Annotated in this window: 7 protein-coding genes and 1 pseudogene; all 8 read right to left on the bottom strand. The window is 30.6% G+C overall.

All coding sequences use genetic code 11. The features are described 5' to 3' along the window. Window positions 1-202, bottom strand: a pseudogene (locus ACHZC3_RS06925) (type I methionyl aminopeptidase); the annotation flags it as partial. 84 nt (window positions 203-286) lie between these two features. Next, entirely contained in the window at window positions 287-1,672 is a 1,386-nt protein-coding gene (locus ACHZC3_RS06920; protein WP_394759138.1) for a TolC family protein, read from the bottom strand. 63 nt (window positions 1,673-1,735) lie between these two features. Continuing rightward, the gene (locus tag ACHZC3_RS06915; RefSeq protein WP_394759137.1) at window positions 1,736-3,079 is read right to left on the bottom strand and encodes an HlyD family secretion protein; all 1,344 of its coding nucleotides are present in this window, start codon (window positions 3,077-3,079) and stop codon (window positions 1,736-1,738) included. A gap of 5 nt (window positions 3,080-3,084) precedes the next feature. Beyond that, the gene (locus tag ACHZC3_RS06910) at window positions 3,085-4,743 is read right to left on the bottom strand and encodes a peptidase domain-containing ABC transporter (RefSeq protein WP_394759136.1); all 1,659 of its coding nucleotides are present in this window, start codon (window positions 4,741-4,743) and stop codon (window positions 3,085-3,087) included. A 4-nt stretch (window positions 4,744-4,747) separates the two neighbouring features. Further along, on the bottom strand, window positions 4,748-5,422 hold the full coding sequence (locus ACHZC3_RS06905; protein WP_394759135.1) for a TetR/AcrR family transcriptional regulator: 675 nt from the start codon (window positions 5,420-5,422) through the stop codon (window positions 4,748-4,750). Window positions 5,423-5,435: 13 nt separating this feature from the next. Further along, window positions 5,436-6,155: a DUF2490 domain-containing protein gene (locus ACHZC3_RS06900; RefSeq protein WP_394759134.1), complete on the bottom strand. Its 720-nt coding sequence runs from the start codon at window positions 6,153-6,155 to the stop codon at window positions 5,436-5,438. A gap of 16 nt (window positions 6,156-6,171) precedes the next feature. Beyond that, window positions 6,172-6,819 (bottom strand): leucine-rich repeat domain-containing protein, encoded by a 648-nt coding sequence (locus ACHZC3_RS06895; protein WP_394759133.1) that lies wholly within the window; start codon window positions 6,817-6,819, stop codon window positions 6,172-6,174. A gap of 265 nt (window positions 6,820-7,084) precedes the next feature. Beyond that, window positions 7,085-10,669: a T9SS type B sorting domain-containing protein gene (locus ACHZC3_RS06890; protein WP_394759132.1), complete on the bottom strand. Its 3,585-nt coding sequence runs from the start codon at window positions 10,667-10,669 to the stop codon at window positions 7,085-7,087. Window positions 10,670-10,840: the final 171 nt, after the last annotated feature.

Below are 10,840 nucleotides of genomic sequence, written 5' to 3'. Positions count from 1 at the left end.
AAAGTGAATTTGGAAAACCGTATAATCCTAGAAAACTTGGTACAGCACCATGATCGCGAATAAATTCCTCGGCTAGTTTGTCTAAATATAAAGTGGTAACTCCTTCTTTTATTTCAGAAGCAATCATTCCTAATGTTTTGGATACGATTAAGGCACTTTCACGCATTAATTCTATTTCTTCACGGGTTTTTGGGATAATCATTTTTATGCGTTTTCAATTTCAAAGGTGCAAATATACGAATTCAATAGCAATGTTAATTTCAATTTCAAAAATCAATTTAAATTGTTAATCCGGATTTGCCATTATTCTAAACAATTCAGAATTGGAAATATAAAAACGGTTCTCCAAAGCAATTTGTGAAAGCTGTGCAGAAACCAAATTATTTTCTCTAGTATTTATCAAAAACATAGAGCTTTCTCCAAACGAAAACAAGCGTTCTTCTGAAGTAAGCATCGTCAAATTGTCTTTTACCAAAGCATCAATCAATTTTTTTTGTTTTATTAAAGATTGAATTTCAATTCTTTGAGCATTAATTTTATTGGTCAATTGCACTTTTTCTAAATCAAGAGCAAAAACAGTTTCCTGAACTTTCAGTTTTGCCAGTTTCAAATTGCCACGCTCTTTTCTTAAAAATAAAGGAAACGAAAAGTTTAAACCAATTTTATAATCTTCAAATCGGTAATTATCGATATAGCTTGGTTCAGATAGATAGGAGTAACCCACATTTATTTTTGGCAAAAGCATATTGGCTTTTAGTTTTTGTTCTACAGTCAAAATAGCAATTTTACTTTGCAAAGCGTTTATTTTTGGGTGATTGACTATCGAAAAATCTTGACCCAACAAATCGTTAGTTTTTAATGTTTCTTGAATCGTAAATTCTAATTTCTCTTCAGGAATCAAAGCGTCAGAAAGTTCTAGTGGAATATTATTTTCCAACCAAATAAAATTCGATAATTCCAGCTTCGATTTGGTTAATTTTAAAGTTGCATCCTCTAAGCTCAATAACCTGTTTTTTACGATAATTCCTACTTCGATACTATCAATTGCTGGTTTGTCACCTTTTTCTATTAGCGATTTTGTCCCATTAAAACGAATTTTAGCATTAGAGGCATAGTTTTGATATAATTTTACTTCGTTGAAATTCTTTTTCCAATTAAAATAAGCCACCGATGCATCGTATAAAACCTGAATGGCTTGTAATTTTCTTCCGGCATCACTCAATTGAATTTGAATTTTAGCCTTGCGTAAATCTGCCATTCGTTGGTTAATAAGCAAACCTTGTCCCAACGGAATATTGATCCCAAAAGAAGTCAATCCTTGATTTGGAACAGTATTTTCCGGATTCAAATAAATACCTTCATTATTATCAAAACCCGCTTTTAATTCAATGCCATACCAAGTTGGAATTTTGAAACTGCTATTCAAAATTGAATAATATTCGCTGTCTTTAAATTGTTTTTTATCAAAATCTACTTCAATTTTTGGATCAAAACCACCACGCGCCATCATTAAATTGGCTTGTGCTTGGTTGAGTTCAAGATTGGCAGTTTTTACCAATGGATGAAACTTTTTCACATAACCTAAGTATTCATTATAAGTGAATTCTTTAGGAATTTCTTGAGCAAACGATTTTAAAGTAAAAATAAATACTAGTATAAAAAGGTTTTTCATTTTGTTATTTTTTACCGCTAATTCACGAATTATTTTAAAAATCTTTGATTTAGGGGTGAATAATTATTTTTTTTCTTTTACAGTATTCGGTTTGTAATAATTGGGTGGGAAACCATTTAATGTTCTCCAAATCTCAAACCAAATCGGCACATTATCCAACAAGGCAATGGTTTGTGCTCCAGAACCAATACTTACTTGTTTAGGCCATTTTGCATCATTTTTATCAGGCGCAATCAATATTCTGAATTTTCCGTTGGCAGAAATAAAGTTTTCAATGGCAATAATTTCACCACCAAAAGTACCGTAAGACATATCGGGCCAACCCGAAAAAACAATTGTCGGCCAACCATCAAACCAAACCCTCACTTTTTCGCCTTTTGAAATCAGTGGTAAATCTATTGGATCCACAAAACTCTCCACAGCAATATCATATTCTGATGGCATAATGCTCACGACGGCAGTTCCTTCCTTAATGTTTTCGCCAAGTCCAGATTGCAAAGCACGATTGACATAACCATCTTGAGGTGCTTTTATATAGTACATTCCGTTTCGAATGCTGTAATTGGCATATTGATTTTCTAATTTGTTAACTTGTGCTTCCGTATCATATTGATTGCTTTTTGCCGTAAATTGGTCGCTTTCTGCCTTTGATGATTTCTCTGAATATTCTGCCGAAATTCTATTGATTTCTACTTTCGCATTGATGAATTCATTTTTTGAAGTCAATAATTTATTTTCTTGTGTGATTATTTTAGCATCGACTTCTTGTAATTTTAGGCGTTTTTCTTCTACATCTGTCAAGGGTTTTAAACCTTCTTTGTTCAGTTGTACTGCGCGATCAAATTGTGTATTGGCAATTTTGAGTTGCGTTCGCACCGCTACCAAATCCATACTGTCGCTTTTTACTTTAAAAACAGCTTGTTTGATTTTGTTTTTGGCTTGCTGCAATTTTAAAACTCTTTCGTTCTCTATAGCGCCAATTTGTGATGAAAGTGTTTTTACTTTTGATTCATAGGATTGTACCGACATTTTTTTAGCATTCACCTGATTTTTAGTATTTTCAACTAGGTTAGGATCAAAATAGTCTTCTTTAATTTCTGAAATAAATAATATGGTATCGCCTTTTTTGACAAAATCGCCTTCTTGAACATACCATTTTTCGATTTTTCCAGCAATTACTGTTTGAATGGTTTGTGGTCTTTGATTCGGTTTTAAAGTAGTTACTGAACCTGAACCCGAAATGTTTTGTGTCCAAGGTAAAAATAAAAACAGTATTCCTATTATAGAAACCAAAGCAATAATTCGGTTCAATATTTTGTAATGCGGTCTTTGGTTCAAACTCTTGATGTTTTTATATTTTTCAAGAGTTTTAATCGGAAATGTATTGTTTTTTGAAATGTTTAGCATTGCTTTTATATTTTAGAATCTTGAATAATTGCGCCGTTTTTCATTATAATCTCACGATTGCATTTGGTTTTCCAATACGGATTTTTTGACGAAACAATTATCGTCCAATTGTTTTTATCAGACATTATAAAATCTATAATTTGATTAGCAACCGCTTCGTCCATTGTATCGGTTGGGTCTTCGTAAAACAATATTTTTGGTTTGTGAATAATGCTTCTTGCTAGCAGAATTTTCTGTGCGTTTGACGATGAAAGTTGTCTTCCTTCAGGAAAAATTTTTGTATTCAAACCTTCGGGCAATGTTTTTAATAAAGACGATAATTGCATAGCGTTTATGGCCCATTTTATATCTTCATCTGTAATATTTGGGTCGTTGAAAGTAATGTTTTCTAGAATTGTTCCTTCAAAAGGGGTTTCGTTATGAACAATAGAACCAATTTGTGAACGGTATTGATTGAGATTTATTTTTCTAAAACTATCATCGTTGATATAAAATGAACCCGATGTTTGGTGTAATAATCCTGATAAAACTCTAATTAAAGTGGTTTTTCCAGAACCATTTTCGCCATTGATTACTACTTTTTCACCTTGATTTATTTTTAAGGAAATACTATCTAAAATGTTGTTTTTTGAATCGGGAAATTTAAATTCTAAGTTTTCTGTTTCTAGCAAAATATTAGTGTAGCAATCGGTATAATCCGACTCAGTTGCTAACTCTAAACTCATATCGGTAACTTGACCAATTTTTTCAACAGAAGTAAGGACATCATAAAATGACTCTAAACCTAAAATTATTTTTTCGACAGAGTTAATTACTAATAAAATAATGATTTCTGCTGCGACAAATTGTCCAATATTCATTTGTTGATTGATGACTAAAAAACCACCAATGGAAAGCAAACTCATTGTTATAATCATTTTAAAAACAATGAGTTGGCTAAATTGTCTTTTAATGATATTGAAATGTTTTTCGCGATAATTCAAATAATCCGTTACGAGATTATCATTTTTTTGCAAAGCATAATCGAAATTAAGCTGGTTTCTAAAACTGATGTTGTTTCGTGCAATTTCTTGTAACCAACTGGCGACTTTGTATTTGAATTTTGATTCTTTCAAGCTAGTTTCTAAACTTGAATTATACGAAAATTTAAATATAAAATAAAGCAGTAAAAAGAGTAAAATACCAAAAACAATAAAATATGGATGGTATAAGGAAAGCAAAATTAATCCGAAAGTAATTTGCAAAAGAGCTGCCGAAAAATCAATTAATAATTTCGAAGTTCCTTTTTGAATGCTCATTGTATCAAAAAAGCGGTTCGCTAATTCAGGTGGGTATTTATTGTATAATTCTTCAAATTTTATTTTGGGTAATCGAGCCGCAAATTCAAATGAGGAACGCACAAATATTTTTTGTTGTAAATTTTCTGTAATTCGTAATTGCATTAAGGATAAAAAACCTGATAAAGCCACTCCGAAAACTACTAATACAATTAAAACTATCCAAGAAGCACTGATTCTTCCAGCTTGAATAAAATTTATAATCGCTTGAATTCCTAATGGCAATGACAAACTTATTAGTCCAGCAAATATGGCATAAAAGAAAATTTGTGACACATCTTTTTTGTCTAATTTAAGTAAATCGTAAAATCTTTTTAATGGTGTCATACTATTATTTTTTCAAAATTTTTAAAACAAGGTCAATATAAAAATCAGATGGATTTACAGTTTCATTACAATCGGTAATGGTTTTTAAATGATCTTTCAAAAAATGCTGGTGCAAACTTCCTTCAACAATGGTCGAAACCAGGCATTTTGCAAATGGATATTCTGGATTAATTTCGTTAATTATAGCAATTATACGATTGATTACTCTTTTATAAATCAAGAAAAAGCCTTCTTTGTTCTCTTCGTCAACTTCTTTTGTATGTAATGTTTTGGTGAATTCCGCAATAATAATTTTGTTTAGAATGGATTCGTTTATATGTTCTGTGTTGGTGTCATCTTGAATTTTTTCGGTAACAATTGTGATAGCTTTTTTGAGTTTTTCAAAATTGTCATCGATATTTGATGTGCCAAACACCAATCTGTATTCTATCCAACTCCAATACCAAGACGATAAGTAAACTAAGAGCTTGTGTTTGTTTTCAAAATACCTGTAGAGTGAGCTTTCATTCGAGCCAATTCGCTCTCCTAACTTTTTGAAAGTAAAATTATCAAAACCTATTTCGTCAATTAATTGAATACTTTCTTGTATTATTTTTTTGCCAAGTGCTGAGGTTTCAGGATCTTTGACATAGATTTTTGGGTTGACTTGAATTTTTATGTTGGATAAAATAGTTTGCATAATGATTTTATATTTAGTCCGATGTTTTTGAATTGTATTCTTTTTCTTCTTTTGATAAATTAAAATTATATAGTAAAGCAATGTTTATGAAATCACGACCAATTTCGTCGTTTATTTTATAATCAAATTGATAAATATAACCTGTTTGAACCGCTACATTTTTATTAAACTCATAGCCACAACCAATAAACAGTCTAGTTCTCTCGAAATAGGGTTCTTTGTTAGTAAAAAACAATTCATTCCAAAGAGAAACATAGAAAGTTTTTGCTTCTATTGTTTTATTATTTATTGGAATTTGTACTCCCAATCTGTACCTGAAACGATTTCGGTAACCATTATTAGTATAACGTTGCTCTGCGCGATATCGGTGTTCAAAAGTCAAAAACTCAAGTGGATTTTTCATATTGATTTGTATCCAAGTTCTTATTTCTTTGTTTTGAATTGGATTTTCAAAATTCCCCCCTTCACTGTAGGTATTGTAGGATCCGAAGCCTGTTGTAGCAGAAAAATTTTTACTTATTTTATAGGTTGCACCTGCTTTTATTTCATAATAATGAAAATTATTGTAAAACGACAAACTCCGTAATTGTGTTTCCCCAAATGTGCTCCATTTAGAATTTATTTTTATTGTGGCATTGAGTATATTCCAACTTCCTAAATTTTCCTGACTATATATAGAGTAGGTAATTAAGAATGTCATTAAATGTAAAGCAATAATTTTTTCGAGCTTCATCAATTTTTCTAATGAATTAAAAATGTATTTTAAATCCGAAATTTAAAACTTCTATAGGACTTAACGGTTTGATTTGGTTATCATTTAAATCTAAATATTGCAAGTGATCTAATCCTCGAACTTGTTTTGGGATTTCTTTAAAGCTATTGTGGTTCAAGTACAAGCTTTCTAAATGTTTCAATTTTTTTATGTCGTCAGGCAATGATTTCAAATTATCATCTTCCAAATGCAATTCCTTTAGTTTTGGTAATTGTCCTAGAATGTAAATATTCGTTTTAAGATCTAAATTTTTATCGTTGTTAAGATATAGCTCTTGTAAGTTGGATAATTTCCATAAATCAGTTGGAAGCATCGTGAAATCGTTTCCACTCAAATCTAATGTTTTTAAATTCTTTAGCAAAGTAATTTCATTTGGAATAATCTTTAAATGATCGTTACTTAAATTGAGATATTCTAAATTGGTAAATTTTAGCCATTCTTCAGGCTTTAGGGTGACATCTTGATTGCTCAAATTTAATCTGAATACTTTTTCAGGTTCTTGTAACGCATCAGTGATGTTGGTGTATTCCTTTTTTGTTTTAGTGTTGTCAGTAGGTGTTTGAGCTATGAATAACTGACTCGAAAGCAAACTAATAAATACTAGAATTCTATGTGTTGTTTTCATAATTGTTTTAAATTAAAATTTTGATTAAAAATTATATCGCAAATATAATAGTATTACTATTATATTTGCGAATATTTAACTTTTTATTACAAAAAAAGAGATTCAAATTTTAGAATCTCTTTTAACAACTTTTTTTTAAAACAATATTAAAGTTATGAATGTCTTGTCATTATTTCTGGTTTATCAATTCCCATTAAATCCAGAATAGTTGGTGCAATGTCACCTAAAACACCATCGTAAATGATCATTAAGTTGTTTTTAGAAACTATCTTTTTAAAGCAAAATGGCTCTTAAATTCTTTTTTGATATTGCTTTTTTTGTAAATTAATTTAAACCAATAATCACTTGAGGGAAGCGCTTTACCATTAAAATTTCCATCCCAACTATTTTGCGGAGTAATTTCTTGTATTAATTTTCCGTATCTATCAAAAATATAAATTTGAATTGAGTCTAGTACTTTTGTACCTCCAATATTCCAAGTATCATTATATCCGTCACCATTTGGAGTAAAAAACTTTGGATAATCTACTACTATGATTTGCGTACTAACTTCTCCACATTCATACTTGTTTTTCACAGTTAAGGTGTGTTCTCCTTCTGGAATGTTTGTAAAAACAGCGCTAGTTTGCCAACCAGAATAATCTATGGAATATAGGTAATCTGGAGATGTTGGACTCGCTATCGCGGTTATTGTATTGTCAACGTCGAAAGCAATTAATTCTGATGGAGCTCCTACTATTGAAAAAGGAATATATGATTTCTTTGTACTAAAATTGATTATGGTAGAACACAATGCTACATTTGTAGTATTGATGATTTTTACTGAAAAATTACCTTCTGTTATTGCATTATAAGTGTCTGAAACTGCTCCGATTATTTCATTTCCAGTTATTGCATTATGTTCGTTATACCAAATAAAATGATAATCAGTTGTGGTTAATCCAGTTTCTATTATAGCTGGATTTACCACTGTATTATTTTTATCTATACATATAGTATAAGGGTTAGAAGATAAGTTATTGGCAGGATATGGTCTCACAAATAATTCTAATTCTAAGATGTTATTGCAAGCTTGATTAGTTTCACTATTAAAATTTGTTTTGCTATTTAGTCTCACATATATTTTTTGATAATTTATGACCGAGTTAGTAAATGAAGTGTTATTTATAATAAAATTAGTATTGTTTGCGATTGCATCAGTAAGATTTATATAGTATTTAAATTGGATATCTGCTAGTGGTGTTAAACCAGCCATTTCTATTTCTCTACTAGTTAAATCGAAGATTGTAAATCCTGAATTTTTACATAATTCTATTGGTGTTGGGTTGTTGGTTGCTCCAGGAATACTCAAAACGATCAAATCTAAAGTACTCGTTTTATAACATGAATTATTTGTTGGATCGACTACTTTAACAATTAGTGTTCTGGTGGCAGAAGTATAATTTGCAGGAGTTATAATGCTATTATTTGCTAATAAATCAGCGTTGGTTTCATAAAAAGTAACCTGATAATTTGTATTTCCTCCTGAAATTACTGGAATACGAATGTTTAGATTGAATGTTGCCGTGGTTGTACCACATAATTTTATTGGTAAAGGTGTAAATATTGTTGGGTTTGGAAAAACACGAAGGCTAAAATTCACTATCGAAAAACATTGTGTTACTGTGTTGTATAACCTAATGAATAGTGTGCGATTTCCTGCTGATATTGGAAGCTGTGTGTTTTTGTTGATTATATTAATGTTGTTTTGAGCATCAGTAAAATTGTTAAAATAACTGGCTTGTACACTTAGACTTTGCCCTAATAATGCTTCAACATCTTTAGTATTTAAAATGAATATATCACTTTCGCACACTAAAACTTCAGTGATTGTATTCTGTATTGGTGCTGCTAAAATTTCTATTTGAAATTCTCCTATTCCGTCACAATTTCCATTAGTGTCAATTCTTGTGTAAATAGTTTGTATTCCAACAGGAATATTTGAACTATTTGTGAGCTGATTTGTCCCAGTTGATGCTTCTAAAGCACTTAAATAAAAGCTAATGTTAACCGGAGAAACTGGGAAATAGTTATTTTTTATTAAAATTCGCTGAGCATTAAAATCAATATTTCCATAGTTTTGATTTAAAACAGGACAAACTGGATTGATATTTGGGTAAGCAGAAATACTCGTTGGGTTTATTTTTAAATGTATTATTGCAGTAGCTATTGATGGGCAATTTGGTGTTACATTTTCATTTATAGCTTTTACATAGATGTTTTGATTAAAAGGTGAGCTCGTATTTTGATAAGCCAAGTAGTTTAATATAGGAATTGTCATTGAAGCATCTTGATAGAAGTATAAAGTTAATCCTGCGCTACTTGTAACTTCGTTATACTTTAAAAGTAAGTTAGTAATTGCAATTCCGTCAATTGTTGGGGCTATAAAATCACACTGCTCATATAAAATCGTTGTCGTATTTACTATTGGTAATGCATTTATCGTAATTGAAGCTGTGTTTGTAGTTGTTGTACAAAATCCTTGCTCAGTTACCAGTAATGTGTAATTTGAAGTCGAATTTAGAGCTTGATTACTTGAGGATACTGTATAAGAATTTCCTGTGGCTCCAGAAACGGCAACCCCATCCTTATGCCATTGATAAATTAAATTTGATAATAACCCCCCATTCGTTAAATTGGATGTGATTGTATAACTACTTCCTTCACAAATAACTTGATTTGAAGCAATTGTAATAGCCGGATTAGCAATGATATGAATAATATTAGAATCGACATTAATACATGGGTTGTTGAAAACTCTAACAAAATAATCCCCAGGTAATGTTGGGATATAATTTGTACCTGTTGCAGCAGTAATTAGATTTCCATTCAAAAACCATTGATAAGTTAATATATCTACTGTTGTGTCTAGAAATGATTGATTTGTTATGGTAGATTGCAAAACAGGATTGCTGTTTAAACATTTGGTGTTTGTATTTGCAATTGAAAGAGTTGGTGTTGAATAAAATTTCAAGTCTATCTGCGCACTACTAACAGTTAAATTTGCTATTATAACTGTTGGGTCTGTACTATCATAGGCGGTTGTTTCAACTTTGTATACACCAGTATCACTTACATTTAGAGTGTTAGTATTTATTGTAGAATTTGTGATTGTATTGATTAGAATTCCGTTTTTATACCATTTGTAGTTAAACCTAAGGTTTGCAGGTAAACCTGGAAAATCTGTAACATCAATTTTTGCAACTATATCTTTAGTAGTTGGCTTACAATAATCAAATTGTGTTATTGGTGCTAATCCAGTATCAACTATTTTTACAGAAGAAAGAAAATCACAGCTCGAACTTCCTGTTCCTCCAATTTGTGATACAGCGATGTTTCCGGGAGTTCCGGAAAAATTATCAATAAGAAGTACATATAATTGACCTGTTAAGGCATTAGGAATAGTAACATTTTCTATACTTGCAGCACTATAACTACAATCAACCTCAACTGATGTGTTTAGTTGACTACAAATATTAGTTAAATTGCTGAATGGCCCCCAAAGAATAAAATCTACATCAGTTCCCGATCCACCTAAATCAGTTTGTCTAATTTGAAGGGTTATATTTCCAGAGGTTTGTACTTCTACAAAAAACCATGTAGGGCCAACATAAGCACTTGGAATACAAGTAGAATTAAAATTTTCGAAATTCCCTCCAGTCGAATTTTGAAAAGGAACATTCGTTGCGCAGGTCTGATATAGTTGATAATTCGCTTCTAGTTCAGCGCAGGATGATGCGCCGCCTTGGGCAAATACTGATCCAGTTATCAGAAATATAAAAGAAATTAAAAACGTGTTAAATCGAAACATTATAGGGAATTTTCTGCAAAAATATCGATTATTTTTAGAAAATTATAAAATATAACGGTTTTAATGAATATTTAGCTTATAAATCGATGAAAGGTAATTTTTTAACTATAATAAAGAATTTCTAGTCATTACTTCTGGTTTATCAATTCCCATTAAATCCAGAATTGTTGG

The organism is Flavobacterium sp., assembly GCF_043720215.1.
Classification (GTDB): domain Bacteria; phylum Bacteroidota; class Bacteroidia; order Flavobacteriales; family Flavobacteriaceae; genus Flavobacterium.
Note: the sequence above shows the minus strand (reverse complement) of the source record. Positions and strands in the feature narration are given on the sequence as shown.

Excerpts from the sequence above, each read along its gene's own strand:
- ACHZC3_RS06910 (WP_394759136.1), bottom strand. The coding sequence starts at position 4,743 with ATGACACCATTAAAAAGATTTTACGATTTACTTAAATTAGACAAAAAA.
- ACHZC3_RS06890 (WP_394759132.1), bottom strand. The coding sequence starts at position 10,669 with ATGTTTCGATTTAACACGTTTTTAATTTCTTTTATATTTCTGATAACT.
- ACHZC3_RS06905 (WP_394759135.1), bottom strand. The coding sequence starts at position 5,422 with ATGCAAACTATTTTATCCAACATAAAAATTCAAGTCAACCCAAAAATC.
- ACHZC3_RS06915 (WP_394759137.1), bottom strand. The coding sequence starts at position 3,079 with ATGCTAAACATTTCAAAAAACAATACATTTCCGATTAAAACTCTTGAA.
- ACHZC3_RS06895 (WP_394759133.1), bottom strand. The coding sequence starts at position 6,819 with ATGAAAACAACACATAGAATTCTAGTATTTATTAGTTTGCTTTCGAGT.
- ACHZC3_RS06900 (WP_394759134.1), bottom strand. The coding sequence starts at position 6,155 with ATGAAGCTCGAAAAAATTATTGCTTTACATTTAATGACATTCTTAATT.
- ACHZC3_RS06920 (WP_394759138.1), bottom strand. The coding sequence starts at position 1,672 with ATGAAAAACCTTTTTATACTAGTATTTATTTTTACTTTAAAATCGTTT.